Origin of the sequence: Vibrio vulnificus CMCP6, from assembly GCF_000039765.1 — a bacterium.
GTDB lineage: Bacteria > Pseudomonadota > Gammaproteobacteria > Enterobacterales > Vibrionaceae > Vibrio > Vibrio vulnificus_B.
Map to the genome: position 1 here is coordinate 536,860 of NC_004460.2, position 25,870 is coordinate 562,729.

The following is a 25,870-nucleotide window of genomic DNA, read 5'->3' on the forward strand; positions in this document are numbered from 1 at the left end:
GATGACTGCCACGTTATCAGCCAATGAGCATATCGACACCATAGGGCAAGTGCGACCAGAAGAAACCACACGTAATAACTGGGGAATCGAGGCCGTGGTTTACGCTGGCCAACAGTTCCATAAGAAATCGTCCAGCTCACAGCTTAAGCACGCATTAGGCGTAAGTCATGCTCACCTGAGTGACATGGAGATGAGAGAAGCGGCGGACTATCTGGGCCTTAAAAGCCAAGTAACCACGCTGCATACTCAAGCGCTCGACACTTTGCCGCTCCCTGCCCTTATCGAGAATAACCATGGCTGGCAAGTGATAACCCAAGTCAGTGATGGGCATTGGACATTTTATGATCCCTCGACGCAACAGCTGCAAACACAGCCTGTATCGCCAAACCCATCTCAGCGAAAGCACAAAGTGATGCTGCTCGCCGATGAGCAGCTCAGCAGCAAAGAGGTCAAATTTGGTCTGAGCTGGTTTGCGCCTTCGATTCTGCGACAAAAGAGCCAATTGCGTGATGTGTTTCTTTACGCTATCGCGTTACAGGTGTTTGCTCTCGTTAGCCCAATGTTGTTTGAAAATGTCATCGATAAGGTACTGGTTGGGCGCAGTTTATCCAGCTTGCACGTACTGGCGCTGGCCATGTTGGCATTGGCCATTGCCGAGCCAGCATACAGCTACTTACGAAACACGGTGTTTGGCCACCTTGCCAGCCAAGTGAATGCCGAGCTTTCAGGTCGGCTTTATCGCCACTTAGTCGGTTTGCCATTAACCTATTTTAAGCAGCGTCAAACCGGCCAAATCATTGCTCGAGTGCGTGAAATGGCACAAATTCGTCAATTTTTGACGGGGTCGACACTGATGCTGCTGCTTGATCTGATTTTTGTCACCGTCTTCCTTGCCGTGATGTTTCATTACGCCAGCACGCTCACCTGGTTGGTGATTGGCTCCTTGGTGATTTACTTTGTACTGTGGCTCATTGCAGGGCCGCTGATCCGCAAAAAAGTGGAATCGGAGTACGAGTCCGACGCTAGCGCAACCACGTTTTTGACCGAGGCCGTGACTGGCATTGAAACCATCAAAACCACTGCCACAGAGCATCGCTTTCTCGAACAGTGGCAACGTATTCTTAGCCAACAATTAAACCGAAGCTTTGACGCGCAAAAATCGGGGCTGGTTGCAGGGCAAGCTATCGCTTTGGTGCAGAAGCTCACCGCCGCGCTACTGCTTTGGTGGGGCGTGAGCGCGGTGCTTAAAGGGGAAATCACGCCCGGCCAATTAGTCGCATTCAACATGCTTGCTGGCCATGTGACGCAACCTGTCTTACGTCTGGCACAAATTTGGCAAGATTTTCAGCACACACTCATCGCTTTAAGACGCGTGGGCGATATTCTCGATGAACCAAGAGAGAACAGTAAACAAGGTTTAGCCTCGGTACCCGAGCTCGAAGGTGGCATTGAGTTTAGTAACATTCGTTTTCGCTATCACGAGGATGCACCAGAAGTGTTGGCCAATTTGTCCCTCAAGATTCAGCCAGGGCAATTTATCGGCGTTACTGGGCCTTCAGGCTCAGGGAAAAGCACGCTCACTCGTTTGCTACAGCGCTTATATGTTCCTCAGCATGGGCAAGTATTGGTCGATGGAATGGATCTCGCGATTGCCGATCCCGTTTCTCTGCGTCGCAACATGAGCGTGGTATTGCAAGAGAGTATCCTCTTTTCCGGCAGTGTGGCGGACAACATTCGTTTATGTAAACCGCAAGCCAGCGACGAAGAGATTCGCCACGCAGCGCACTTAGCAGGCGCATTAGAATTTATTGAAGGGCTTCCTCACGGTTTTAACCAGCCAGTGGGTGAAAAGGGCGCGGCACTATCTGGTGGTCAAAGACAACGTATTGCTTTGGCAAGAGCCCTACTGGTGGACCCTAGAATCTTGTTGCTCGATGAAGCAACCTCCGCACTTGACTACAATTCTGAAGCGGCAATCATGAGCAATATGGATGAAATTTGCCGTGGCCGCACGGTGATCAGTATTGCGCATCGACTCAACACCATTCGTCATGCCGATAACATTTTTGTGCTCGATAAAGGCCAAGTTGCCGAAAGCGGCACACACGATGAGTTAGTTGCCCAACAAGGTTTATACGCTAAGCTTTGGAAGCAGCAAGTGGGCGGATAGTCCTTTGATACCGTACATTAGGCACTGATAACAAATCCGAGAGTGGAAACGCTAGAAGCGCGTTTTCACTCTCAACGGTACTATTTATACTCACCACGTGTTGATGCTTCGCGATACGCGTCCAGGCGCCCTTCACTTATCAACTTATTTAGACCTCGGTTGAACGCCTCTTTTAACTCTTTTGCCTTCGGCGAGTTTTTCGAAAATAACACCACATACTCTCGGGCTGCCAGCGCCTTGCTGTTGGGCTCCAGTTTATCTGTAAGCTTTAAGTTATTGAGAAATTCCATGCCCACATCCATATCCTCAAGGACGATATCCAATCGGCCAGCGCTGAGCTTTTTATAGTTATTGTCTGCGTCAGAGATTCTCTGTACGGTGATTTTGCCTTGCTCTTCTAAATCTTCTATCCCATACGCATATCCCGTCACCCCACCGATGCGGTATTTGCCCAGTTCTTCGCGGCTGTTCCACATAATGGGTTTACTTTTTTGTTGAAACAGCGCAGTGCTCAGCGTAATAACGGTATCTGAAAAGTAGAAATCTTGCGCTCTTTCATCACTCCTTCCCCAAATGAACGTTGCATCAAAGTTACCTGCTTTGGTTTCCTCATACCCTCTCTTCCAAGGGAGATACTCAAACTCAACTTGGTAACCTTCGCTTTCGAACACCTCTTTAATAAACTGGGTCATAAAACCGCCCTCTTTGAGCGATTTTGACATGTAAGGAGCCCATTCTCCGTTTGCGAGTCTGACTGTGTCGGCGTGTGCCATTCCCACCAATAGAACGCTCAACCAAAGAGCCGATAAAAATTCCCTTAATAAGCGCATCGTTTGCTCCCTCTATGTGTTGTTGGAATATCTCAAAGTATAGTCACTTCCCCCAAAAATGAAGCCGACTCGTCCATTTCATATTTAGCTCATTGCTATAGCTTTGTTTCTTAAATGAATAAATCACTACTCTCAATCTTAGGCTCCTCACCTTTCGACATCTCATCCCTTTGTTCATGGTGTGCTAAGTTGGGCCGAAAAGAGGATAATCCTGTTTAATGCAGCACAATTTACTATTAAGAAACAAAGCCCATTACTATTTCGGGTTTTGCCATCAAACATAGGAGAGAAGCCCGTAATGGCATCTTCAAAGAAGGCGACTAAACTTAGAACATTAGAATCCACTCATGATTGATTATGCGTTATATACTCTTACTGTTTTTAATGGCCTTACCCTGCCACTTGCTGGCTGACCAAAATAACAAAGTGGTGAAGTTTGCTATTGGTGATTGGGAGCCTTACACCAGCTCTATTCCCCAACAAGAATTAAAGATATCTGAGACATTGGTTCGAAGAGCATTCGAGCTCCGCGGATACACCATTGAATTGGAGTATTTTCCTTGGGTTCGATCATATCAATATGCTATCGAAGGCCGATTTGACGCTTCGTTTCCATGGATGAAAAACGAAGAAAGAATAAAGCATTTCTATTACTCCAACCCTATTTTCAGTCAACGCATACAGTTTTTTTACCACAAAGATAGTGAGTTTAGTTGGCAGCTTCTCACCGACCTTGATGCTTATCGCTTAGGTGCTACACAGGGATATCAAGCGACTTTTTTTCTACAGAAACACGGTGTTGACATCGAAGTGAACAACGCCGAAGAAGACAATTTTGTGAAAATTGCCAAGGGTAGACTGGATGCCTACGCGACAGGTGTAGAGCGAGGTTGGTACATCCTTGAAAATTATGTCCCAGAAGAGTTGCGAGAATACATAAGACTCGATCCCAAACACCTCCTAAAAGAGGAAATGTACGTCATTTTCAGCAAATTTGATGAGCAACGCAGTAAGCAACTGCTCCAGGAATTTAATGCGGGCCTACAACAACTGATCGATAGTGGCGAGTATGTCGACATTATGAAATCAGAAGCCGCTTTTCTGGATAGAATTCAAAAGTCTGAGCCTTAAATCAGCCAATCAGCCTTCATCCCCTCCACTATTTTGTTGTGTTTAGTCATGACAGCGTCCGTTTTCGCCACCTAGTGCTTAGACATTGTTCTATAGTTACCCACATCAACCCCAAAGGCGGGCGTTTCAATGATGGATTGTTTGGCGCATTTTACCTTGCTTCCCGTGAACAAACGGCTGCACTAGAAGTAAAACACCATCAACAGCGATATTGGGCGAATGTCGAAGGGCCCGTCGTCACTCACTCAGCCGCTCCGATTCATAAAGTAACGTGCCAGCGAAACCGAATTCTTGGATCCCCACAGTTATGTGGCTTCTCAACAGTTAGCCAGAGAACTGAAAAAGAAGCGAGTAGCCGCAGTGGAATACCCTTCCGTTCGAGCCGATGGCACCTGCTGGGCACTGTTCACTCCAAAGCCTATCGGCGACATCGTCCAGAGCTATTTATTGGAAATGATCTGGGACGGAGAGAAAATCGCCGAAGTTAACGAAGTGAATCATATCGATATTTAGCCGTGACGCTCGACTTGGCTACATGCGAATTCCGCCATCCACTTCCAGCACTCGTCCTGTAATGTATTCGTTTTCGAAAATGAACTTCACTGTGTGTGCAATTTCGCTGGCTTCACCCATTCGCCCCACGGGGATCATTTTCTCTAGTCTGGCGATGGCCTCAGGTTTCATCTGATCCGCCATGGCAGTGTGAATCACACCGGGCGCGATCGCCGCAGCGCGTATGCCGTAACGTGCAAGCTCTTTGGCCCAAGTGGTAGCCAATGTCGCCACCGCCGCTTTTGATGCCGAATAGTTGGTTTGACCAATATTGCCCGCGCGGGACACGCTGGAAATGTTGATGATGACCCCTTTGCGTCCAGTTTCAATCATTTTGACTGCCGCTTCACGCCCGCACAAAAACGTGCCAGTGAGGTTGACTTTGATCACCGAGTTAAACTGCTCCAGTGACATTTTGCTGATGTTGCCGTCTTGCACTTTGACCAGCATGCCATCGCGCAAAATCCCGGCGTTGTTGACCAGCCCATCAAGTTGTCCAAAATCTTCGACGATCTGCTCGAAGGTGCGCTCCACTTCCCCTTCATCCGTCACGTTCATTGGATAAATCAGCGCTTTGGTGCCGAGCATGTGGCATTGATCCTGAGTATGACGTAGCCCTTCTTCGTTTAAATCCAGCAACGCCAGCTCAGCGCCTGCGTGTGCAAGGGTCACCGCCATCATTTGTCCTAACCCTTGCCCAGCCCCTGTAATCGCAATCACACTCTCTTTTAGATGCATTTTGATTCCCTCAATCGCTAAAACAAATCGCGGTGCTTTTCACCCACTTACTCTTTGTTATTCTTGGCATAAAATTCAAATAGGCTCGAGAAATCCAACTCCTCATTGCCAGCAGCGTTGTGAAACGCGTAGAGATTGCGTGCCAGCGCCCCCATCGGCACCGAAGATTGGCTCTTTGCTGCGGCATCTAACCCCAAACCGAGATCTTTGAGCATCAATTTACTCATAAAACCGGGCTGATAACCGCGGCTGGCGGGGGCGTTTTCCATCACGCCCGGACACGGATTGTAAAGTTCCAACGCCCAGTTTCGCCCAGAGCTTTGCAGCATGATGTTGGAAAGCACCGTCGGATCGAGACCGTTATCGATGCCGAGGTTTAACGCCTCACACGTCCCAGACATGAGAATGCCCAGCATCAGGTTGTTGCAGATTTTGCCCATCTGCCCATCACCCGCTTGGCCTGCGTGGAAGATATTTTTACCCATATTTTTGAGAATGGTTTCGGCGCGAGCAAACGCGTTGTCAGAGCCGCCAACGATAAAGGTCAACGTGGCAGCATGAGCCCCCGCGACGCCACCGGAAACGGGCGCATCCACAAAATCCAAACCTCGTTTAGCCGCCTCTTCTCCCACCAAGCGAGCCGATTGCGGATCAATGGTCGAAGAGTCGATGAGTAAGCTGTTTTCGATCACCAGATCCAACAGCCCTTTGTCGCTTTGGTGGGTGCCAAGATAGACACTGCGAACATGCTCACCTGCGGGCAACATGGTGATGACGCAACTCACGTCTTGAGCCAGCTCTTCAAGGTTTGCGCACACGCTCGCCCCTTGCTGTGCCAACTTCTCGCACGCAGCTTGGTTGAGATCAAACACCTTGACCTGATGGCCTGCTTTAAGCAGATTTTCCGCCATTGGCGCGCCCATATTACCCAGTCCGATAAAGCCGATGTTTTGCATAACGTTCTCCATGTTCTTTACGCTTGGCTGTGACTCTGCGCGTGCTGCATTCCACGCCAGTTTACAATGCTCGATTGGCAAGACTTTGAGTGACCAGCTTTGCGCACTGTGAGCGACTAATATTTCCCCAGTCGTGCCAGTGGGTGATCGTCCTCCGACCACAATGAGGTAAACAGCGCATCAATGACGCTGCTGTCCACATCGGCCACGGTTGGGTAAAGCCAATTCGGTTGGCCATCTTTGTCAACCAAGCGCGCTCGAACGCCTTCTTGGAACTCTCCCAATAAGCCACACTGCACCGAGATACCGAGTTCAAGGCGGAAGCAATCCGCCAGTGACAGTTCGTGATAGTCTCGCGCTTGGCGATAGCAAATGTGCGCAGTGATTGGGCTACCTTGTGCCAAGTTGTGCTGCGCCCCTTTCAACCAGTCACTGCCTTCCAAAGCCAAAATGGACTGCACCACTTGCGTGACATTTTCCCCTTCGCACGCCTGCTGTATTTGCTCAAAATAGGGCATAAGCTGGTGAGAAGGTTGATGCGACAACGCGTGCTCCGCCAAGTTTTCCAGAAGCTCGGTCACCACTTCGTAGTGATCCTCTGCGCTCGACCAATGTGCGTGTTGCAATTGATCCAGTAGCACATCCAACTCTTCTGGCAGCAGTAAATGATCGGCAAAGTGAATCTTCAGCGCATCGCTGGCGTTAACCATGACGCCCGTCAACGCGAGAAATAGACCAATCCCCGGATCGAGACGATTGAGGAACCAAGTGCCACCCACATCTGGGTATAGACCGATGCTGATTTCCGGCATAGCCAAACGCGAATTCGGTGTCACGACCTTGTGGCTGGTGCCCATATAAAGCCCCATGCCACCGCCCATCACGATGCCCGCTCCCCAGCCAATAATCGGCTTAGTGTAAGTATGAATGAGGTAATCACACTGATATTCCAAGGTGAAATAGTCGGTCAGAAAGGCGCGAGCCGTCGCTTTGCTCTCGCTACTCATCACGTGATGCATGGCTCTTACATCGCCACCCGCACAGAATGCTTTTTCACCCGCGCCTTTGAGGATCACACAAATGATTTGCTCGTCTTCGTGCCATTTCTCTAGGGAGTTTTTTAATGCCGCCAGCATCTCTTCGCTCAGTGCATTGAGGGCAGATGGGTTTTCGAGTGTGGCAACGGCAATGCGATAATCGCCTTCGCTACAAGGGTATTCTTCAAAGCTGACTCGGCCTGTCATAGTGCCTCCTATTCAGCGTGACTACTGATTTTTCCATTGTGGTGCGCGTTTCTCGAGGAATGCTTGCACCCCTTCTTGCTGATCTTGCGTGTCGAACAACTGAATAAACAACTCGCGCTCACGTATCAGCCCCATCGACAGCGGCGCTTGGCGCGTATTCTGAATCAGCTTTTTACAGGCAGAAACTGAACTGGGGGACTGGTTGGCCACTTGCTGCGCCAACGCTTGTGCTGCGCTCAGCGATTCCCCTTTGGCCACCACTTCTTCGATCAATCCGATGCTCAGCGCTTTTTCCGCGCTCACTTGCTCACCACATAAGATGATGCGCTTGGCCCACCCTTCGCCGACCAAAGCCGTTAAGTTTTGCGTGCCCCCCGCACAAGGCAGCAGCCCCACTTTCGCCTCGGGTAAGGCGAGCACCGCCTGCTCCTCAGCAATACGAATGTCACAAGCCAGCGCAACTTCGAGCCCACCGCCCATGGCATAACCATTGATCGCAGCAATAGAAACGCCGCGAAAAGCTGAAAGTGTCTCGAACGCTTCACCGAAAATACGCGCCATGTCCACCGCGACGCCCTTGTCTCCCGAAGCGAATAATTTAAGATCGGCCCCAGCTGAGAAAAACTTTTCGCCGTCCCCAGTCAGCACTAAGGCATAAATCGCCTTGTTGTCATTCAGTGCTAACACCGTCTTTTTTAGCTCTATCAGAGAGTTTGCCGTCCATGTATTGGCAGGAGGATTGACCATGGTGATCGTTGCCACATGACCATTGAGGGAAAGTGAAATACCGTTTTCACTCGGTGGAATTATGTCAGACATTCCTTTTCTCCTTGGATTGCTAGCCGCTAGAGCAAACTGGATTGCTGTGACAGCAAACGACGAGCCACAATCAAACGCATAATTTCATTGGTGCCTTCCAAAATTTGATGCACGCGTACATCGCGGAAAAAACGCTCCAGCGGATACTCCTTGATGTAGCCATAGCCGCCATACAGTTGCAGCGCTTCATCACACACTTTAAAGCCAACGTCCGTGGCAAAGCGTTTGGCCATCGCACAATACGCTGTCGCATCTGGGTCGCCCTTATCCAGTTTGCTGGCCGCAAAACGCACCAGTTGTCTTGCGGCAATCAGTTCTATCGCCATATCCGCCAAACGAAATTGCACCGTCTGGAACTCAGCGAGCGTGTGGCCAAATTGTTTTCGCTCTTGAACGTATTGCGTGGCCAAATTCAACGCCTGCTGCGCGGTGCCCACTGAGCAGGTCGCAATATTAATACGACCGCCATCGAGCCCTTTCATGGCGAAGCGAAAACCTTCCCCTTCTTCGCCTAAACGGTGATTGAGCGGAATTCGCACGTTATCAAAAGTAATAGAACGGGTTGGCTGACTATTCCAGCCCATTTTCGGTTCTTTTCGTCCATAGCTGACCCCTTGCGCATCCGCCGGGACCACAAACGCCGAGACCCCTTTTGCCCCCTCGCCCCCTGTACGCGCCATCACAACCAACACTTGCGTTTCCCCCGCCCCTGAAATAAATGCCTTCGCGCCATTAATCCGATATTCATCCCCTTGGCGCGTAGCGGTGGTTTTCAATGATGCGGCGTCAGAGCCCGAGTTAGGTTCGGTCAAACAATAGGAGCCAAGCAAAGCACCTGAGTTAAGCCCTTGGCAATAAAGCGATTTCACTTCCTGCGTGGCAAAACTTCCCACCATCCAATTGACCATGTTATGAATGGTCATAAAGGCGGTGGTGGAGGTGCAACCCATCGACAGTTGTTCAAAAATGATCGCTGCATCCAAACGGCTCATGCCCAAACCGCCCTGCTCTTCCGGTGCATACAGGCTGAGAAAGCCGAGCTCTCCAGCCTCTTTGAGTACCTCAACAGGAAAAAACTGCGTCTCATCCCACACTGCCGCGTTGGGCATTAATTTCTCTTGGGCGAACTGCGCTGCGGTGTCAGCAAAGGCGCGTTGGTCTTCATTGAGTTCAAAATCCATCTTTCTTTCCCTCATTCCTCAAAGCGTGCAGTTGGTGCTAACGCAGTTGAATGGTCATGTTTGGCCCGCTAGGCATGTCTTCTTCAAACCAACGTGCCGTGACGGTTTTGGTCTCGGTATAAAAACGCACCGCCTGTTTGCCGTAAGCATGCAAATCCCCATAAAAACTGCCGCGCCAGCCGGTAAATGAGAAGAAAGGCAGTGGTACTGGGATCGGCACATTGATGCCCACTTGCCCCACTTGGATCTGATGTTGGAATTTTCTCGCCGCGGCGCCATTGGCGGTGAAAATCGAGGTGCCATTGCCATACGGATTGCGGTTAATCAGCGCAATCGCCTCTTCCAAGCTGTCTACTTCCAGACACACCAGCACCGGGCCAAAGATCTCTTGCTGATAGATGCTCATCTCAGTAGTCACACCACTAAACAGCGTTGGGCCAACCCAGTTGCCGTTGGGGTATCCTGCCACTTGGCATTGACTGCCATCGAGCTCACACACCGCGCCTTGCGCTTTGCCTTCAGCGATCAAGCCCAACACGCGCTGCTTGGCGGCGGCGCTGATAAGTGGGCCATAGGCTGCCGTGGCATCGTCCCACGCACCGGGTTTGACTGTGGCCAACTCGGCTTTGATATCCGCCACCCAATGTTTTGCATCGCCAACCAATACCGCCACGGAGATCGCCATACAACGTTGCCCAGCCGCTCCGACCGAGGCACCAACTAAGTTACTGAGTACCTGCGCTTTATTGGCATCGGGCATCACCACCATATGGTTTTTCGCTCCAGCAAACGCCTGCACACGCTTGAAGTTTTGCGTGGCGGTTTGGTAGATGTATTGCGCGGTCGGCACCGAGCCAACAAACGAAACGGCGCGAACATCCGGATGCGTGAGAAGAAAATCGACCTGCGCTTTACCCCCATGCACGATCTGCAACACCCCATCCGGCGCACCAGCGTCGGCAAACAGTTGCGCTAAACGCACCGACGTCAGCGGCACCTGTTCAGAAGGTTTCAGTACAAACGTATTGCCACTGGCAATGGCAATTGGGAACATCCACAACGGGATCATGGCAGGAAAATTAAACGGCGTAATACCACAACACACACCCAATGGCTGGATTAGGGAGTAGCTGTCGATATCAGTGGCCACATTTTCCACCGTCTCTCCCATCATATTGCTGGCTATATTGGCCGCTTGTTCCACCACTTCTATCCCTCGCCACACATCGCCTTTGGCATCGGCAAGGGTTTTGCCCGTTTCTTGAGAGAGCAATTGCGCCAGCGCATCGTGGTTTTCTTTGAGCAAATGCTGATAACGCAACATCAATCTGGCCCGTTCGGAGACCGCAACCTCTTTCCATGATTGGAATGCTTCACTTGCAGAGGTAATCGCATTGGTCATTTCTGCTGGCGTGGCGCAAGGCAGACGAGCAATCACCTCGCCAGTGGCTGGGTTGGTCACATCAATCCATTCGTTGCTCTGAGATTCGACAAACGAACCTTGGATAAAAAGAGGTACTGATTGGGTCATGTTGGCTTTCCTTATGGTTTCATTCGCCCTGATTCTGTTTGCGTCTGCGTTAATTGCGTCGTTTTCATTCGTTGCATCGTGTTAATGTCACTGCTGTATTGGCCGCTCAAAACACGGGAATTTCGATACCAATAGCGGTCGCTTCACCACCACCAATGCACAGTGCAGCCACACCTTTGACGCTGCGACGGCACTTAGTGTCGCCATTGGTGCCCAACGCTTGTAACTGACGCAAGCTGTGAATCAAAGTGACTAAAATTCGGGCACCACTGGCGCCAATAGGGTGGCCTAACGCACAGGCCCCCCCTTTGATGTTCACTTTATCCGCGGCTAAGCCGAGCTGCTGGATGGCAATTTGTGTCACGACGGCAAACGCTTCGTTGATCTCCCACAAATCCACCTCGTCGATTCCCCAATCGAGCTGGCTGAGCAGTTGCTCAATCGCATAAACGGGCGCGACGGTAAACTCGGCGGGCAAGCGAGCATGGCTTGCGTGGCCGCGAATGATCGCCAGCGGTGTTAAGCCTTGTTTTTCGGCCCAATCACCATCGGCCAATATCAGTGCTGCTGCGCCATCCGCAATCGCACTGGAATTGGCGGCGGTCACCGTACCGTTATCGGCAAACGCGGGTTTCAGTTTGGGAATTTTGTCGAGCTGAATGGTGGTTGGATGCTCATCATGATCCAGCGTCATGCTGCTGCGTCCTTCGAGAAAAATCGGGGTGATTTCCTCTTTGAACTGCGCTTCGTGCTGTGCCTGAGTCGCACGCTGCGCCGATTGAATGGCCCAAGTGTCCATTTGCTCTCGGGTGTAATTGAGTTTGTCAGCGATTTGCTGCGCATAAACGCCCATCAAATGGCCCTCATAGGCATCTTGCAATCCATCAAGAAACATATGATCGAAGGTGGTTTTGTGGCCCATTCGCATGCCGCTGCGCGACTCTTTCAATAGATATGGGGCATTGGTCATGCTCTCCATTCCCCCTGCAATCATGCAGCATTTATCACCCGCTTTGAGCTGATCATAGGCCAACATCACCGCTTTCATCCCAGAGCCACACACTTTATTGACTGTGGTACAAGGCGTGGAATAACCCAATTCGGCTTTCAGTGCCGCTTGCCGTGCGGGGGCTTGACCACACCCTGCGGGCAACACACAGCCCATATACACTTCATCCACTTGTTGCGCGGACAACGAAACGGCATCCATCGCCGCATGAATCGCGGCAGCGCCTAATTGCGGTGCACTCAGGGCGGCGAGCACCCCTTGGAATCGCCCTATCGGGGTACGTTTTGCTGCCACTATCCAAATTGATTTCGCCATATTCGCTCCCTGCCGCGAGAAACGCGTTTTACTCAAATTCGCTCTGGCGGCTTTCTTGACGTTTACGTAAGCATAGCACTAACATTTACGTAAACGTAAAGAAGCATTTTTTTAACAATGGCAATTTTCATGAACACCTCGCGTGCCATGCTGTGGCTCATCAACATCGCATAAATACCTCTAAGGGGGTCTGAAATGGAAACGTTTAAAATCAGCGAACTGGCAAAAGAGTTCGACATCACGACGCGCAGTATCCGTTTCTATGAAGACGTTGGCTTGTTGCAACCAGAGCGCAAAGGCAACACCCGAATCTATCAGCGCCGTGATAAAACGCGGCTGAAATTGATTTTGCGAGGGAAAAGGCTCGGCTTTTCATTAGCGGAAATACGTGAACTGTTCGAGCTGTATGATCTGCGCCAAAGCGAAACTCAATTGGTCAAAATGCTCAATATCATTGATGAGAAACAAGCGATTTTGCAGCGTCAGCTCGACGATATTAGCGTGGTCATGAGCGAGCTCGATGCAGCCAAACAGCGCTGCCAACACGCACTGCATGAACTTGCCAGCCGATCAAAACGGGCTTAACCAGTGAGATAAATCCACCCTCGGGATAGGTAGTGAAACACCCGCATGGCTGCTCAGGAGGCGCTATGAAAGATAGGTTTCAACCCCTCAATTTCGGACTTGGCGACACCATCGTTCTGCTCAGAGAACAGGTCAATGCTTTTGCTAACGAACATATCGCGCCACTGGCGGCAGACATCGATCGTGCCAACCATTTCCCCGATCATTTGTGGACTAAGCTGGGTGAAATGGGATTGCACGGCGTCACCATCAGTGAAGAATATGGCGGCGCAGATATGGGGTATCTCGCGCACGTCGTTGCAATGGAAGAGATCAGTCGCGCCTCCGCCTCCGTGGCACTGAGCTATGGTGCCCACTCCAACCTGTGCATTAACCAAATCTACCGTAACGGCAACGCGCAGCAAAAAGCCCATTACTTGCCTGCATTGATTTCTGGCGAGCACATTGGCGCACTCGCCATGAGCGAGGCCAACTCCGGCTCTGACGTGGTGAGCATGCAGTTGAAAGCAAAAGAGAAAGGCGATCACTTCGTGCTCAACGGCAGCAAAATGTGGATCACCAACGGCCCCGATGCACATACATTGGTGGTGTACGCCAAAACCAATCCCAAAGCGGAGGCTCATGGTATTACCGCGTTTATTGTTGAACGTGCATTCCCCGGTTTTCACTCGGCTCAGAAGCTCGACAAATTGGGCATGCGCGGCTCAAACACCAGCGAATTGGTGTTCGAAGATTGCCTTGTGCCCAAAGAGAACGTGTTGGGTGAAATCAACCACGGCGTGCGGGTGTTAATGAGTGGTTTGGACTACGAACGCGTAGTGTTGGCCGGAGGACCTCTCGGCATTATGCGCAGCTGTTTGGATGCGGTGATTCCGTATATTCACGATCGTAAGCAGTTTGGCCAGCCTATTGGCGAGTTCCAATTAGTGCAAGGCAAATTGGCGGACATGTATACCCAAATGAACGCGGCGCGCAGTTACGTCTATACCGTCGCGGCAGCGTGCGATCGCGGAGAAGTGACGCGCAAAGACGCTGCTGGCGTGATCCTTTACAGCGCCGAATTGGCTACTCGAATGGCGCTTGACGCCATTCAACTGCTCGGCGGCAATGGCTACGTCAACGAGTTCCCCACTGGCCGCCTGCTTCGTGACGCCAAGCTGTACGAAATTGGCGCTGGAACTTCGGAAATCCGCCGCATGCTCATCGGCAGAGAGCTGTTTAACGAATCTCGCTAATTTCAGCGAGGCGAAGCAATGCCCGCTAAGGAAGGAACATGGCAGTTTTACCGACAAAAGCACGCAAAGAAGATGCCCTCTATCAATCAAACTACCAAACCTTGGCAGAATTGGTGCGCAAGCTGAGTGCTAACTTAAACTTGGTGCATCAAGGCGGGGGGGTAAAAGCGCAGCAGCGCCAGCGAGAGAAAGGCAAGTTACCCGTTCGTGAGCGGATCGCCAAGCTGCTTGACGAGAACACCTCACTACTTGAAATCGGCCAATTTGCCGCGTGGAATGTCTACGACGAACCCATCGCCTGTGCGGGGGTCGTGGCGGGCATTGGTCAGATTCAGGGCATCGAATGCATGGTGATCGCCAACGATCCATCGGTCAAAGGCGGCACCTATTTCCCACTCACGGTAAAAAAACACCTCCGAGCGCAAGAGATCGCGATGAAATGTCAGCTGCCTTGCGTCTATCTGGTGGATTCCGGCGGTGCGAATCTGCCTCACCAAGCGGAAGTCTTTCCCGATAAAGATCACTTTGGTCGAATTTTCTACAATCAAGCTCGCATGTCGGCTGCTGGCATTCCTCAAATTGCCGTTGTCCTTGGCCCATGCACCGCTGGCGGCGCATACATCCCCGCAATGGCGGATGTATCCATCATTGTTCGCCAACAAGGCACGATATTTTTAGGTGGCCCACCGCTGGTCAAAGCCGCAACAGGTGAGATTGTCAGCGAAGAAGAGCTGGGCGGCGCAGACGTGCATTGCAAAAAATCAGGCGTGGCGGATTATTACGCACTGGATGAGCAACACGCCCTACAACTGGCTCGTCAAGCCATCGAGAGTTGCAACGCCCCCGCTCTACCATGCGCGCCCAAAGCCGTTCTTGAACCACGCTACCCTGCCGATGAGATCTACGGCGTCGTCAATGCTAACTTGCGGCTCTCTTTTGATGTTCGTGAAGTGATTGCCCGAATGGTCGACGACTCCGACTTTGACGAATTTAAAGCGATGTACGGCCCTTCATTAGTGTGTGGTTTTGCGCACTTACTGGGTTTCCCAATCGGGATTGTGGCCAACAACGGCATTCTTTTCTCTGAATCGGCGCAAAAAGGCGCACATTTCATCGAATTGTGCGCAAAACGCAAAATTCCACTACTCTTTTTACAGAACATCACTGGCTTTATGGTGGGGAAAAAAGTCGAAGCAGAGGGCATTGCGAAGCACGGCGCCAAACTCGTGATGGCGGTGGCGTGTGCCGATGTGCCTAAGTTTACCGTGATCATCGGCGGCTCCTATGGTGCGGGCAATTACGGCATGTGTGGCAGGGCTTATGATCCCACTATGTTGTGGATGTGGCCCAATGCCCGTATTTCGGTCATGGGCGGTGAGCAAGCGGCAGGGGTGCTCACGCAAGTGCGTCGTGATGTAAAAGCACGCCAAGGGGAACACTGGCCAGAACAAGATGAACACGATTATCGACAATCGATTCTTGAACTCTACGAAAGCCAAGGTAATCCCTATTACGCCAGTGCGCGATTGTGGGATGACGGCATTATCGATCCCGTAGAGACTCGCGCCATTGTTGGTCGCGCATTACGCGCTAGCTTGAATGCGCCGATCGGCGACAGTGAGTTTGGTATTTTCCGCATGTAAATAGTCACACGTTGGAGAGTTAACCTATGGTTAAGCAGGCGTTATTAGCCAATATGGATCAGCAAGGGGTTGCCACGTTAACCCTTAATCGGCTTGAAAAGCACAATGCCTTTGATGCCGAGCTGATCCGCGCATTGATTGAAGCGCTAGAAACCTTCGCTTCAAACGCACAACTGCGGGTTTTGATTCTCAACGCCAACGGGCCACACTTTTCGGCTGGGGCCGATCTCAACTGGATGCGTGCCATGGCAGAGCAAGACGAAGCCGCTAACCTTGAAGATGCAAAACGCTTGGCCAAGTTGATGCAAACCCTCGACCACTTCCCTGCCCCCACCATCGCCAGCGTTCAAGGCGCGGCTTTTGGTGGTGCACTTGGGTTGATTTGTTGTTGCGATATCGCCATTGCCACCGCGGAAAGCCGCTTCTGTTTGAGTGAAGTTAAATTAGGGTTGATTCCTGCCACCATTGGGCCGTATGTCTGCCGAAGTTTGGGGCAACGACATGCTCGACGTTACATGCTCAGTGCCGAAACCTTTGATGCCAATACCGCACTGGAAATGGGATTGGTGCACATTGTGGTTAACGACGAGAAACAGTTGCCGCAAACCACACAGTCGATGGCCCAGCGCCTATTGCACAACAGTCCAAAAGCGATGCAACAAGTAAAACGGCTCTGCCAAGATTGCACATCCATGCCCATCGAATCGCCGTTGATCGACAAAACCAGTGCCATGATCGCCAATATTCGTTGCAGTGAAGAAGGCCAAGAAGGGCTCAATGCATTTTTTAGCAAAAGGTTACCCAGTTGGTGTCCGGCCAAAAGGGAGCTTGAATGAGCCGCTTCTCTGCAGAGAACTTAACCCTGCCTGAACACGTCACGATTGTTGAGGTTGGCCCTCGTGACGGCTTACAAAACGAGGGCGCCGTTTCCACCGATAGCAAGGTGGCGCTGATCAACGCCCTCTCCCAAACCGGATTAACACGCATCGAAGCGGGCGCGTTTGTTTCTGCTAAACGTGTGCCACAAATGGCAGATTCTCTTGCTGTGTTTGAACAAATTCACCGCAGTCTGGGAGTTCAATACAGTGCCCTCACGCCCAACATGCAGGGTTTTCAAGCCGCTGTTTCTGCCCAAGTGGATCACGTCGCCGTCTTCGCCTCTTGCAGTGAAGGGTTTAGCCAACACAATATTCATTGCTCCATTGCCGAAAGCCTAGAGCGCTTTCAACCTGTAATCGCACAAGCCAAGCAGCTCAACATCCCCGTACGAGGTTACCTTTCTACCGTCATTGACTGCCCTTACGATGGTGCAACCCCGCCCAGCCAAGTGGCTTCCATAGCTTCTGCGCTATATCAGTTAGGCTGCTTTGAGATTTCACTTGGCGATACCATTGGCACAGGCACGCCACGCAAAGTCGCCACCATGCTCGATACAGTGATGAAACGAGTGCCATGTGAACACCTTGCCGTACATTTTCACGATACCTATGGCCAAGCCATTGCCAATATCTATCAATCGCTACTGATGGGCATCAATACGATAGACAGCAGTGTGGCTGGCCTAGGTGGATGCCCTTATGCTCCCGGGGCGTCGGGCAATGTCGCCAGTGAAGATGTGGTCTATTTATGTCAAGGATTAGCCATAGAAACTGGTGTCGATCTTGATTTACTCATCCAAACTGGTTGGCAAATCAGCCGTCAGCTCAACAAGCAACCGAACTCAAAAGTGTCATTCGCCAGAAAGCCTTAGCCCAGAAAGCCCTAAGCCAGCAGAGCAGAAGCGCTTTAGAGAATGGTTCCACAACGCTACTACACCGACAGCACCTATCAAAACACTGCAATTAATAGGCAATACTTTTCAAATAACGCCTTTAGTCCCTCAGGTAAAATAGAAAAAGCCTATCAATAGAATAGCCACAAGCAATTTTCCTTTCGTGGGTCAGAATGTGAATATACCTCCCGAAGGCAAGCGATGCCAAACCTAACAAACTTAAAGGAAATCAAGAATATGATTAACACTACTATCAAACCATTTAGCGCAACAGCATACAAAGATGGCAAATTCGTTGACATCACTGAACAAGACGTATTGGGCAAATGGTCGGTATTTTTCTTCTACCCAGCGGACTTCACTTTCGTATGTCCGACTGAACTTGGTGACCTAGCAGACCACTACGAAGAGCTTCAATCTCGCGGTGTGGAAGTGTACTCAGTGTCAACTGACACGCATTTTACTCACAAAGCGTGGCACGACAGCTCTGACACTATCGGCAAAATCAAATACTTCATGGTGGGCGACCAAACTGGCAACATCACCAACAACTTTGGTGTAATGCGCCCAGGCCAAGGTCTTGCAGACCGTGCTACTTTCGTTATCGACCCACAAGGTGTTATCCAAGCGGTTGAAATTACAGCAGAAGGTATCGGCCGTGACGCAGAAGACCTACTACGCAAAATCAAAGCAGCTCAGTACGTTGCTGCACACCCAGGCGAAGTATGTCCTGCTAAATGGAAAGAAGGCGAACAAACGCTAGCACCTTCACTAGACCTAGTTGGCAAAATCTAACCATTTGCGTTGATTACCCCTTAAGTTAAAGAGTGGGCCGGGCGTTTTACTTGACGACCTAAATGCTCGGTCCGCTCTCCCCTGATATCCAGAGTGACCGCTCTCCAATTTAAAAAAACTATAAAGGTATTCGAGTATGCTAGACCAAGCGATCAAGCAACAGTTAACCCAGTATCTAACAAATCTAAAACAAGACGTCCGTTTAGTGGTCAGCCTAGATGACAGTAAAGGCTCACAAGATATTCTTGCGCTCGCCAATGAAATCGCGGAACTAAGCCCGCTGATCACCGTTGTCCGTGATGATGCTGCGAGCACACGCAAGCCCGTTATGACGGTGACTAACCCAGAGAAAAGCACTGCGCTTCGCTTTGCAGGTTTGCCAATGGGTCATGAATTTACATCCTTGGTTCTTGCCCTGCTTCATTCAGGTGGTCACCCGATCAAACTGGATGCAGAAACCATCGAACAGATTGCACAACTAGACAAAGAACTCGATGTGGAAGTCTTTATTTCCCTTTCATGTCAAAACTGTCCGGATGTGGTGCAAGCGTTCAACATGATGGCGGCGATTAACCCAAAAATTCGCGCAACCATGATTGATGGTGCCCTGTTCCAAGATGAAGTGAAGCAGCGTGACATCCTCGCGGTACCGAGCGTCTTTGTAAACGGTGAGCTGTTTGGTCAAGGCCGCATGTCATTGACAGAAATTCTTAACAAATTGGACGATGGCGCAGCAGAAAAAGCGGCGGCAAGCCTTAATGACAAAGATCCGTATGACGTTCTCGTTGTCGGTGGTGGCCCTGCAGGTGCAGCCGCTGCGATTTACGCAGCGCGTAAAGGCATTCGCACCGGTATTGTTGCTCAACGTTTGGGTGGTCAGGTGATGGACACCATGGCGATTGAAAACTTTATTTCAGTCAAACACACGGAAGGTCCAAAACTGGCGGCTAACCTTGGTGAGCACTTGAAAGAGTACGGTGTTGATATCATCACAGAGCAGCAAGCTGAAAAGCTGATGGGCGCGCAATACACGGAAGATGGCAAAATTCACGTCAATCTACAAAGTGGTGCAACGCTTAAAAGTAACAGCGTTATCCTCAGCCCAGGTGCTCGTTGGCGTGAAATGAACGTCCCTGGTGAACAAGAATATCGCAATAAAGGCGTGGCTTACTGCCCACACTGTGATGGCCCTTTGTTCAAAGGCAAGAAAACCGCTGTTATTGGTGGTGGTAACTCCGGCATCGAAGCGGCCATTGACCTTGCAGGTATCGTAGAACATGTGACGGTTCTAGAGTTTGCTGACACATTGCGCGCAGACCAAGTTCTGATCAACAAAGCGAACTCTCTGCCTAACGTCGATATCATCACCATGGCTCAAACCACCGAAGTGGTTGGTGATGGTAAACGTGTGACTGGCTTGAAATACAAAGATCGCAACACTGATGAGATCAAGCAGTTAGATCTTGCTGGTATCTTTGTTCAAATTGGTCTTGTGCCGAATACCGAGTGGCTAAAAGATTCAGACGTTGAGCTTTCTGCTCGCGGCGAAATCGAGATCGGTAGCCGTGGTGAAACCAGCCTAGAAGGTGTATTTGCCGCTGGTGACGCGACAACCGTGCCTTACAAGCAAATCATCATCGCAATGGGCGAAGGTGCAAAAGCGAGCTTGGGAGCGTTTGATTACTTGATTCGTAAGCAAGGCTAAACCAACCAGCAAAGGCATGTCACAAAGGAGAGAGGTTTAAAAGCACCTCTCTTTTTATTTTTAACCATGCTAAAAAATAATTTGCTTAAAAACAAAATAAAGCTATCTAATAAATAAAAAGTGTGTATAGTAATCATCAGCTCTTACCAAATGAGCTATTCATGATAGATTTAGTTCAAGTTTAATCTCAGTTATCTTTCGATACCCTTCGTTTAGCCTCTGCGACAGCTTTTCCTTAATACCCATAATAGCTTTTGTTATCAGCAATTAATTAATCGAAAAATTTAATACTTAGAGGTATCTATGTCTAATAAAGTAACTGGTTCAGTAAAATGGTTTAACGAAACGAAAGGTTTCGGTTTTATTTCTCAAGACAACGGTGGTAACGATGTGTTTGTTCACTTCAACTCTATCGTTTCAACAGGTTTTAAAACTTTGGCAGAAGGCCAACGCGTAACATTTGAAGTTGAGCAAGGCAAAAAAGGCCCACAAGCTGCAAACGTAACTGCGCTATAATTTTAATGGCGTGGTCACCACGGCCACGCCATCTCCTGCTCTGCCCCATCGTTTAATCCATTTAAAATCAATCACCTTCATTCAATACCTCTGATCTGTTTGTCGACAGTTTTAAAGACTTTTTTGTTGCCAACAGAACAGGAGTAGACACATCTGTGTCATATTGGTTTTGTATATTCATTCAATCAAATTTATCGGAGGACTTATGTCTCGTAGAACCACTCGCCAACGTCATTGGTATCAACTATTACGTGAAAAACACATAAAGGAAGAAAATTTAAAGCATGTTCAAAATAAACTTTAATATTTATAAAGATAATTTAAATTGGTCTGCAGAAATACATCAACTTAACAGTGATATATTAACGCGCCATGTTGTACTCAAAACTCAGCTCGGCCTTTTTGATTTAAACTTTGATTTTTGTGAAAAATCGAACCAAGGCAGTATTTTTTCACTCAGTGGAAATAAAATAGGTGCATTCTCGGTCTTTTAGGTGTATTCCATAAATAGATAACATCAAAGAAAAACACTGAAAGAGAGCGAAAATGGATAAGAAGAAAGAGAAAGCAAGTAAGAAAGAAACATTGGACGTCGATGAGAAAAAACCACTCACACAGCACCAAACGCGAAAGCGAATCGAAGATATTTTGGAACAGAAAGAATTCGAGAAACAGTATGCGCTTTAAGTGTTCCAGTTACCAACCATGCTCTACCATGCGCAACTCTGATTGGTAACTGGATTGTTCGACTTGCTCTCGCGGTTAATCTACCGTTGAAATCCTATAGCGCACCGTAAACCAAGTAACCGTTATAAACCACATAGCAACCTAATAGCACAGCACCTTCCGTTCGGGTGATGGTCTGTTTTTTACCAAAGCGCACTGCGGTCACTAGCAAAAGCAACGTAACAAACAGCATGGTTGACCAATCTCGCCAAAACACTTCTAAACCAATATTTTCGATCGGCTCAATACTGGCTGCGATGCCCACTACCGCCAATGAGTTAAACATGTTTGAGCCAACAACGTTACCCACGGCGATATCGTGTTCACCCTTTCTTGCAGCCACAATCGATGCAGCGAGTTCAGGCAACGACGTTCCCAATGCCACAATGGTTAAGCCGATCAACAAATCGCTGATACCCAATTGCTGAGCAATGTTCACAGCGCCCCACACCAGCATTCTTGAACTGACGATCAGCAGAACTAAACCGGCGATCAACCAGAAAATCGCCATCCCTTTGGAAAGCTGTGGTACATCCAGTTCTTGTTCAAATTCCGTCGCTAGAGCGTCTTTTTTCGCTCTCATGGCACTCCAGATAGACCAACCGATCACGGCGAAGAAGCCCGCTAGCAGCACTAAAGCTTCCATCAAGCTAATGGTTTGATTCCACAGCATGCCCCCTAGCAATAGGGTAATGAGCAACAACAACGGAATCTCTTTGCGAATGATGTTGGAATGAACCACAATCGGTGCGATCAGCGCAGTGGTACCAAGAATCAAGCTGATATTGACGATGTTAGAACCCAACGCGTTACCCAACGCTAATGCCGGATTACCATCCAATGCCGCCATCGCCGAAACCACCATTTCTGGCGCTGAAGTACCAAAACCAACCACCAGCATACCAATCAATAATGCGGGCATGCCAGCATACTTAGCGCTCGCAGCGGCCCCTTCGACAAACTTATCTGCACTCCAAACCAGAAGCGCAAAACCCAATACAATTGCAACACTTGCCAATAACATGTTTGTATCCTGAAAAGATAAATCACACAGGCGAGTAAACGGTTCGAGAAAGAAGACTTAAGCGTGTCATCGAGGGGAAAGAGAAAAGGCATCAAGCGAGTTTCTGCATCTGAACGACCCAATGACAAGCCAACACTTTCGTGTGTTTACTCGCATTACGGGTAGGCTTAAACCAAAGCAAAGTTCGAATTGCTACCCAAATTCAAACTTTGCTTAAGTCTTGCCAGAACAGATGAACGTGAATACCACAAGCATTAAGCTCGGAGACTGTTGATATTCACTCCTCAAACCATGAGGAAGGCTACTCCCTTAAGCGGCGCTATTCTATTACCAAACCACGAGAAAAGAAAACAAATTGATCGTCATAAGATCAAACACCAGTTAAACACTAGACGACTGGTCTAATATCCTTTATAGTGCCGCTCATGAATACGAAAACCAATGACACTCGCCAACACATTCTTGACGTTGGCTATCAACTCGTCGTCAACCAGGGCTTTACTGCCGTGGGATTGTCGCAATTGTTGAAAGAAGCAGGCGTGCCGAAAGGCTCGTTTTATCATTACTTCAAGTCGAAAGAGCAATTTGGCCAAGCATTGATTGAGGAATATTTTCATCAATACCTTGCTCGCTTAGAGGCGCATTTTAACCAGCAAAATGACTCTGGTTTTGACAACCTTATCTCGTATTTTTCTCGTTGGCTTTCCATTGAAAATGGTGTGTGTAATGCCAATCGCTGTCTTGTGGTGAAGCTCAGTGCTGAGGTATCTGACCTATCTGAAGCGATGCGTCATACACTTTCGCAAGGTGCACAACGCGTTATTCTGGCGTTGGCAAGCGCAGTACAAACTGGCATTGATGATGGTTCGATCTCGGTAAACAATGCCACGGCTACCGCACAACAGCTTTATCAACAATGGCTAGGTGCCAGCTTGTTGAATAAGTTAATGCAGGATCAAACGCATTTAGAACAGTGCTTAGCCAGCACCAAACAGATACTCAAAAGGTAACGTTCAAACACGTTATCGACACCCCGCCTTGCTGGCGGGATTTTTTGAAACAAACACTAGACGACCGGTCTAATAAAGGAAGAATAGATGACTCAACCTACAAACCGTCAAATCGTGCTCGCGTCCCGCCCAGTAGGCGCACCAACCGCAGACAACTTTGCGCTTACACAGAGTGACATCCCAACGCCAGCCCAAGGTGAAATGCTGCTACGCTCTGTTTATCTGTCACTCGATCCCTACATGCGTGGCCGCATGAGTGATGCCAAATCGTATGCCGAACCCGTTGGTATCGATGAAGTCATGGTCGGTGGCACGGTTTGCCAAGTTGAAGCATCCAACCACGCCGAGTTTGAAGTGGGTGAATGGGTGTTGGCTTACACAGGTTGGCAAGATTATGCGCTATCCGACGGTGAAGGCTTGATCAAATTAGGCAAACAGCCTAGCCACCCTTCTTATGCACTTGGTGTGATGGGCATGCCTGGATTTACTGCCTACATGGGCCTATTGGATATTGGTCAACCCAAAGAAGGGGACACATTGGTGGTTGCCGCAGCAACAGGCGCGGTCGGCTCTATGGTGGGACAAATTGGTAAACTCAAGGGCTGCCGCGTCATTGGTATCGCCGGTGGCGAAGAAAAATGCCAATTTGCTAAAGAAACACTGGGCTTTGATGAATGTATCGACCACAAAGCGACTGACTTTGCCGAGCAATTAGCAAAAGTATGCCACAACGGAATCGACATCTATTTTGAAAACGTCGGCGGAAAGGTCTTTGATGCTGTGATGCCGTTGCTTAACACTGGTGCGCGCATTCCACTGTGTGGTTTGATTTCCCAGTACAACGCCACATCTCTACCAGAAGGTCCAGATCGCATGTCTATGCTGATGGCGCAACTGTTGATCAAACGCATCAAGATGCAAGGTTTCATCATTTTTGATGATTACGGCCATCGCTATGGTGAGTTTGCCGCGGACATGACCCAATGGCTAGCACAAGGAAAAATTCACTATCGTGAACATCTTGTCCAAGGGCTGGAAAACGCGCCTGACGCCTTTATTGGCCTGCTTGAAGGGAAAAACTTCGGCAAAATGGTCGTCCAAACCAATCAACCACGCTAGGAGCTAGGTATGATCACTCTACATCATCTCAACAAATCCCGTTCAAAGCGTATCATTTGGTTGCTGGAAGAGCTGGGCGTTGACTATCAAGTTGTCGCCTACCAGCGAGACAGCGTGACGTTTTTAGCACCACCAGAGCTGAAAGCGATCCACCCACTAGGCAAATCACCGGTCATCGAAGCCGATGGTAAAGTGATTGCTGAGTCAGGCGCGATCACCGAATACCTCATTGCCAAACACGCCCCACTGCGATTGGCTCCAGCACCAGAGAGCGCTGAGTACGTGGAATATCTGCAATGGCTGCATTTTGCGGAAAGCTCCGGCATTTTGCCTTTGCTGCTTAAAGTCTTTTTAACCAAAGATGGCGCGCAAACGCAGTTTCTTGCTCAGTACGCAGATGCGGAGATCAACAAAGTGGTGGGTTATCTCGACCAAAGCTTGCAGGGCAAAAACTACCTTGTTGGTGAGACGCTCTCCGGTGCCGACATCATGAACTCGTTCATTGTCGAGATTGTGCAGCAATTTGGTTTGCTTGAGCAGTATCCGAACCTTGCCCGTTACTCGGATACACTCGCCAGCCACCCAAGCTTTGTTAAAGCGCAAGCGCTGGAACAACAATACAATTAATGCCTTTTAAACACTGCCTTTGCCAGCCGCTGATACGGCTGGCTTTTTTTCTCTAATGCGAATAAAACCACCTATTTTCGCGATGATTTAACACAAACCCCAATCCATTCTGTATAGTAGCGAGCAAAGAAATTGACTCAAAAATGAGGAAGTAATGAGAACAACATTATTGGCCCTGCTAAGCGTACTCGCCCTTTCAGCTTGCAGTGAAGTAGGCAGTGAAAGCTGGTGCAACGACATGCGCGATAAGCCGAAAAGCGAATGGAATGGACAAAATACGCTAGACTTTGCCAAGCACTGCCTACTCAACAACGAGATTGGTAGCAAGAGTTGGTGTGAAGATATGGATGAAAAATCCAAAGGCGATTGGACGGCTAAAGAAGCCACCTCTTACGCTAAGTATTGCGTACTTTAGTTGTTAGATATCAGAGCCACCTTTGGCTCTGATTTACTTTGATTCTCAGATCCCTCTCTTATATTCAATGTGACTCTTTTCACGCTTTCTCTCCAACTTTACTGTTTCTAGGAATTTTTCCTAGGCGATCTAAGCCCTCCTCTCATGTGGTTTGCTCTTTCGCTCTCTAGAATCGTCGCCAGTTAATGACAAAAGTTCACCTGTGTACGACACAATGACAAGA

25 protein-coding genes and 1 pseudogene are annotated in these 25,870 nt (G+C 49.3%); 17 read left to right on the plus strand and 9 right to left on the minus strand.

The genetic code is table 11. The features are described 5' to 3' along the window. Position 1 precedes the first annotated feature (1 nt). The gene (locus tag VV1_RS17415; RefSeq protein ID WP_011081435.1) at positions 2-2,170 is read left to right on the plus strand and encodes a type I secretion system permease/ATPase; all 2,169 of its coding nucleotides are present in this window, start codon (positions 2-4) and stop codon (positions 2,168-2,170) included. A gap of 80 nt (positions 2,171-2,250) precedes the next feature. Here the strand turns inward: VV1_RS17415 and VV1_RS17420 are convergent, their stop codons facing one another. Further along, complete coding sequence (locus tag VV1_RS17420; RefSeq protein ID WP_043921138.1) at positions 2,251-3,000, minus strand: substrate-binding periplasmic protein; 750 nt, start codon at positions 2,998-3,000, stop codon at positions 2,251-2,253. 357 nt (positions 3,001-3,357) lie between these two features. On the opposite strand from VV1_RS17420, the gene VV1_RS17425 reads away from it, so the two are divergent. From VV1_RS17425 to VV1_RS25295, 3 genes and pseudogenes are all read left to right on the plus strand, one after another. Then, positions 3,358-4,131, plus strand: a complete 774-nt coding sequence (locus VV1_RS17425; protein WP_225480209.1) for a substrate-binding periplasmic protein — start codon at positions 3,358-3,360, stop codon at positions 4,129-4,131. Positions 4,132-4,205: 74 nt separating this feature from the next. Then, positions 4,206-4,331, plus strand: a pseudogene (locus tag VV1_RS25290) (RES family NAD+ phosphorylase); the annotation flags it as partial. A 91-nt stretch (positions 4,332-4,422) separates the two neighbouring features. Continuing rightward, positions 4,423-4,644 (plus strand): RES family NAD+ phosphorylase, encoded by a 222-nt coding sequence (locus tag VV1_RS25295; RefSeq protein WP_250698507.1) that lies wholly within the window; start codon positions 4,423-4,425, stop codon positions 4,642-4,644. 18 nt (positions 4,645-4,662) lie between these two features. Here the strand turns inward: VV1_RS25295 and VV1_RS17435 are convergent, their stop codons facing one another. From VV1_RS17435 to VV1_RS17465, 7 genes are all read right to left on the minus strand, one after another. Further along, positions 4,663-5,421, minus strand: a complete 759-nt coding sequence (locus tag VV1_RS17435; RefSeq protein WP_011081439.1) for an SDR family oxidoreductase — start codon at positions 5,419-5,421, stop codon at positions 4,663-4,665. Between the two features lie 47 nt (positions 5,422-5,468). Continuing rightward, on the minus strand, positions 5,469-6,377 hold the full coding sequence (gene mmsB / locus VV1_RS17440) for a 3-hydroxyisobutyrate dehydrogenase (protein ID WP_011081440.1): 909 nt from the start codon (positions 6,375-6,377) through the stop codon (positions 5,469-5,471). Positions 6,378-6,493: 116 nt separating this feature from the next. Continuing rightward, positions 6,494-7,621: an enoyl-CoA hydratase/isomerase family protein gene (locus tag VV1_RS17445; protein WP_011081441.1), complete on the minus strand. Its 1,128-nt coding sequence runs from the start codon at positions 7,619-7,621 to the stop codon at positions 6,494-6,496. A 21-nt stretch (positions 7,622-7,642) separates the two neighbouring features. Further along, positions 7,643-8,440: an enoyl-CoA hydratase gene (locus VV1_RS17450; protein WP_011081442.1), complete on the minus strand. Its 798-nt coding sequence runs from the start codon at positions 8,438-8,440 to the stop codon at positions 7,643-7,645. A 26-nt stretch (positions 8,441-8,466) separates the two neighbouring features. Beyond that, a complete protein-coding gene (locus VV1_RS17455; RefSeq protein ID WP_011081443.1) occupies positions 8,467-9,621 on the minus strand; it encodes an acyl-CoA dehydrogenase family protein in 1,155 nt (384 codons plus the stop codon). A 37-nt stretch (positions 9,622-9,658) separates the two neighbouring features. Beyond that, positions 9,659-11,152: a CoA-acylating methylmalonate-semialdehyde dehydrogenase gene (locus tag VV1_RS17460; protein WP_011081444.1), complete on the minus strand. Its 1,494-nt coding sequence runs from the start codon at positions 11,150-11,152 to the stop codon at positions 9,659-9,661. 106 nt (positions 11,153-11,258) lie between these two features. Continuing rightward, entirely contained in the window at positions 11,259-12,476 is a 1,218-nt protein-coding gene (locus VV1_RS17465) for a thiolase family protein (RefSeq protein ID WP_011081445.1), read from the minus strand. 195 nt (positions 12,477-12,671) lie between these two features. Between VV1_RS17465 and VV1_RS17470 the strand changes: the two genes are divergently transcribed. The 9 genes from VV1_RS17470 (at position 12,672) to VV1_RS25000 (ending at position 21,413) form a co-directional block, all read left to right on the plus strand. Further along, on the plus strand, positions 12,672-13,061 hold the full coding sequence (locus VV1_RS17470; RefSeq protein ID WP_011081446.1) for a MerR family transcriptional regulator: 390 nt from the start codon (positions 12,672-12,674) through the stop codon (positions 13,059-13,061). A 65-nt stretch (positions 13,062-13,126) separates the two neighbouring features. Then, entirely contained in the window at positions 13,127-14,296 is a 1,170-nt protein-coding gene (locus tag VV1_RS17475; RefSeq protein WP_011081447.1) for an isovaleryl-CoA dehydrogenase, read from the plus strand. A gap of 38 nt (positions 14,297-14,334) precedes the next feature. After that, on the plus strand, positions 14,335-15,939 hold the full coding sequence (locus tag VV1_RS17480) for a carboxyl transferase domain-containing protein (protein WP_011081448.1): 1,605 nt from the start codon (positions 14,335-14,337) through the stop codon (positions 15,937-15,939). A gap of 26 nt (positions 15,940-15,965) precedes the next feature. Next, complete coding sequence (locus VV1_RS17485; RefSeq protein WP_011081449.1) at positions 15,966-16,775, plus strand: enoyl-CoA hydratase-related protein; 810 nt, start codon at positions 15,966-15,968, stop codon at positions 16,773-16,775. After that, the gene (locus VV1_RS17490) at positions 16,772-17,689 is read left to right on the plus strand and encodes a hydroxymethylglutaryl-CoA lyase (RefSeq protein WP_011081450.1); all 918 of its coding nucleotides are present in this window, start codon (positions 16,772-16,774) and stop codon (positions 17,687-17,689) included. Before VV1_RS17485 ends, VV1_RS17490 begins: the two co-directional genes overlap by 4 nt. A gap of 258 nt (positions 17,690-17,947) precedes the next feature. Then, positions 17,948-18,505, plus strand: coding sequence for an alkyl hydroperoxide reductase subunit C (gene ahpC, locus VV1_RS17495; RefSeq protein WP_011081451.1), 558 nt, complete (start codon positions 17,948-17,950; stop codon positions 18,503-18,505). Positions 18,506-18,641: 136 nt separating this feature from the next. After that, positions 18,642-20,210: an alkyl hydroperoxide reductase subunit F gene (ahpF, locus tag VV1_RS17500; protein ID WP_011081452.1), complete on the plus strand. Its 1,569-nt coding sequence runs from the start codon at positions 18,642-18,644 to the stop codon at positions 20,208-20,210. Between the two features lie 303 nt (positions 20,211-20,513). Beyond that, entirely contained in the window at positions 20,514-20,726 is a 213-nt protein-coding gene (gene cspE, locus VV1_RS17505; protein WP_011081453.1) for a transcription antiterminator/RNA stability regulator CspE, read from the plus strand. A gap of 546 nt (positions 20,727-21,272) precedes the next feature. After that, positions 21,273-21,413, plus strand: coding sequence for a hypothetical protein (locus tag VV1_RS25000; RefSeq protein WP_017791004.1), 141 nt, complete (start codon positions 21,273-21,275; stop codon positions 21,411-21,413). A gap of 94 nt (positions 21,414-21,507) precedes the next feature. Here VV1_RS25000 and VV1_RS17515 read toward each other — a convergent pair whose 3' ends face one another. Next, positions 21,508-22,476 carry a calcium/sodium antiporter gene (locus VV1_RS17515; protein WP_011081454.1) on the minus strand — a complete coding sequence of 323 codons (969 nt, stop codon included), beginning with the start codon at positions 22,474-22,476 and terminating at the stop codon, positions 21,508-21,510. Between the two features lie 425 nt (positions 22,477-22,901). On the opposite strand from VV1_RS17515, the gene VV1_RS17520 reads away from it, so the two are divergent. The 4 genes from VV1_RS17520 (at position 22,902) to VV1_RS17535 (ending at position 25,647) form a co-directional block, all read left to right on the plus strand. Beyond that, positions 22,902-23,486, plus strand: a complete 585-nt coding sequence (locus VV1_RS17520; RefSeq protein WP_011081455.1) for a TetR/AcrR family transcriptional regulator — start codon at positions 22,902-22,904, stop codon at positions 23,484-23,486. Between the two features lie 87 nt (positions 23,487-23,573). Further along, entirely contained in the window at positions 23,574-24,605 is a 1,032-nt protein-coding gene (locus VV1_RS17525) for an NADP-dependent oxidoreductase (RefSeq protein WP_011081456.1), read from the plus strand. A gap of 9 nt (positions 24,606-24,614) precedes the next feature. After that, the gene (locus VV1_RS17530) at positions 24,615-25,232 is read left to right on the plus strand and encodes a glutathione S-transferase family protein (protein ID WP_011081457.1); all 618 of its coding nucleotides are present in this window, start codon (positions 24,615-24,617) and stop codon (positions 25,230-25,232) included. 154 nt (positions 25,233-25,386) lie between these two features. Next, on the plus strand, positions 25,387-25,647 hold the full coding sequence (locus VV1_RS17535; protein ID WP_011081458.1) for a DUF3012 domain-containing protein: 261 nt from the start codon (positions 25,387-25,389) through the stop codon (positions 25,645-25,647). The last annotated feature ends 223 nt before the right edge of the window (positions 25,648-25,870 follow it).

Coding starts and splice junctions, on each gene's coding strand:
- VV1_RS17475 (WP_011081447.1), top strand. CDS start 13,127: ATGAAAGATAGGTTTCAACCCCTCAATTTCGGACTTGGCGACACCATC.
- VV1_RS17485 (WP_011081449.1), top strand. CDS start 15,966: ATGGTTAAGCAGGCGTTATTAGCCAATATGGATCAGCAAGGGGTTGCC.
- cspE (WP_011081453.1), top strand. CDS start 20,514: ATGTCTAATAAAGTAACTGGTTCAGTAAAATGGTTTAACGAAACGAAA.
- ahpF (WP_011081452.1), top strand. CDS start 18,642: ATGCTAGACCAAGCGATCAAGCAACAGTTAACCCAGTATCTAACAAAT.
- VV1_RS25000 (WP_017791004.1), top strand. CDS start 21,273: ATGGATAAGAAGAAAGAGAAAGCAAGTAAGAAAGAAACATTGGACGTC.
- VV1_RS17480 (WP_011081448.1), top strand. CDS start 14,335: ATGGCAGTTTTACCGACAAAAGCACGCAAAGAAGATGCCCTCTATCAA.
- VV1_RS17460 (WP_011081444.1), bottom strand. CDS start 11,152: ATGACCCAATCAGTACCTCTTTTTATCCAAGGTTCGTTTGTCGAATCT.
- VV1_RS17415 (WP_011081435.1), top strand. CDS start 2: ATGACTGCCACGTTATCAGCCAATGAGCATATCGACACCATAGGGCAA.
- VV1_RS17520 (WP_011081455.1), top strand. CDS start 22,902: ATGAATACGAAAACCAATGACACTCGCCAACACATTCTTGACGTTGGC.
- ahpC (WP_011081451.1), top strand. CDS start 17,948: ATGATTAACACTACTATCAAACCATTTAGCGCAACAGCATACAAAGAT.
- VV1_RS17525 (WP_011081456.1), top strand. CDS start 23,574: ATGACTCAACCTACAAACCGTCAAATCGTGCTCGCGTCCCGCCCAGTA.
- VV1_RS17450 (WP_011081442.1), bottom strand. CDS start 8,440: ATGTCTGACATAATTCCACCGAGTGAAAACGGTATTTCACTTTCCCTC.
- VV1_RS17445 (WP_011081441.1), bottom strand. CDS start 7,621: ATGACAGGCCGAGTCAGCTTTGAAGAATACCCTTGTAGCGAAGGCGAT.
- VV1_RS17470 (WP_011081446.1), top strand. CDS start 12,672: ATGGAAACGTTTAAAATCAGCGAACTGGCAAAAGAGTTCGACATCACG.
- VV1_RS17465 (WP_011081445.1), bottom strand. CDS start 12,476: ATGGCGAAATCAATTTGGATAGTGGCAGCAAAACGTACCCCGATAGGG.
- VV1_RS17425 (WP_225480209.1), top strand. CDS start 3,358: ATGCGTTATATACTCTTACTGTTTTTAATGGCCTTACCCTGCCACTTG.
- VV1_RS17490 (WP_011081450.1), top strand. CDS start 16,772: ATGAGCCGCTTCTCTGCAGAGAACTTAACCCTGCCTGAACACGTCACG.
- VV1_RS17535 (WP_011081458.1), top strand. CDS start 25,387: ATGAGAACAACATTATTGGCCCTGCTAAGCGTACTCGCCCTTTCAGCT.
- VV1_RS17515 (WP_011081454.1), bottom strand. CDS start 22,476: ATGTTATTGGCAAGTGTTGCAATTGTATTGGGTTTTGCGCTTCTGGTT.
- VV1_RS17530 (WP_011081457.1), top strand. CDS start 24,615: ATGATCACTCTACATCATCTCAACAAATCCCGTTCAAAGCGTATCATT.
- VV1_RS17435 (WP_011081439.1), bottom strand. CDS start 5,421: ATGCATCTAAAAGAGAGTGTGATTGCGATTACAGGGGCTGGGCAAGGG.
- VV1_RS17455 (WP_011081443.1), bottom strand. CDS start 9,621: ATGGATTTTGAACTCAATGAAGACCAACGCGCCTTTGCTGACACCGCA.
- VV1_RS17420 (WP_043921138.1), bottom strand. CDS start 3,000: ATGCGCTTATTAAGGGAATTTTTATCGGCTCTTTGGTTGAGCGTTCTA.
- mmsB (WP_011081440.1), bottom strand. CDS start 6,377: ATGCAAAACATCGGCTTTATCGGACTGGGTAATATGGGCGCGCCAATG.